Raw genomic sequence first — 627 nt, 5'->3', positions numbered from 1 at the left:
ACCTTGCAGCTCAATTTGTTCGGCGTTATTTCTTTGGCTTTTGTGACTGCCGTTGGTGGCGGTATTGCGCGCGATATTTTGGTCAATGATGTGCCGATGATTTTGCGCACCGACCTTTACGGCAGTGTAGCCATTTTGATTGGCGGGCTGATTTATCTGTTCGGGCATTTGGGCTGGATTAATATTTTTACGTTAAACCTGCTCTTTGCCGGCGGATTGTTGTTTCGCCTGACTGCATACCGTTTCCATTGGCAACTGCCCGGTTTCCAACGCCGCAGGAAATAAACTTATCTTATCAGACGGCCTATTATGTTTTTTATTCAGGCCGTCTGAAAAACGAATCACTCATTTAACCGATTAACTTTTTTTCGACAGAAAGACCCTTATGACTTGGGAAACCGTAATCGGACTGGAAATCCACGTCCAACTCAACACCCAATCCAAAATCTTCAGCGGCGCATCCACTGCATTCGGTGCCGAGCCTAATGCCCACGCCAGCGTGGTTGAGTGTGCGTTGCCGGGCGTATTGCCGGTAATGAACCGCGAAGTCGTCGAAAAAGCCATCAAACTCGGTTTGGCTTTGGATGCGAAAATCAATCAGAAAAACGTGTTCGACCGTAAAAACTA

1 protein-coding gene and 1 pseudogene are annotated in these 627 nt (G+C 47.2%); both read left to right on the top strand.

Annotated features, from left to right (window positions below; genetic code table 11):
* The coding region (locus tag ACTHUR_RS15470; RefSeq protein WP_440399521.1) for a trimeric intracellular cation channel family protein at positions 1–285 on the top strand (285 nt) is incomplete at its 5' end.
* 100 nt (positions 286–385) lie between these two features.
* Positions 386–627, top strand: a pseudogene (gene gatB / locus ACTHUR_RS15465) (Asp-tRNA(Asn)/Glu-tRNA(Gln) amidotransferase subunit GatB); the annotation flags it as partial.

It is taken from the genome of Neisseria sp. P0021.S007, assembly GCF_051956855.1.
The sequence above is the reverse complement of the archived record's forward strand: the minus strand, read 5'-3'. Positions and strand labels throughout refer to the sequence as shown.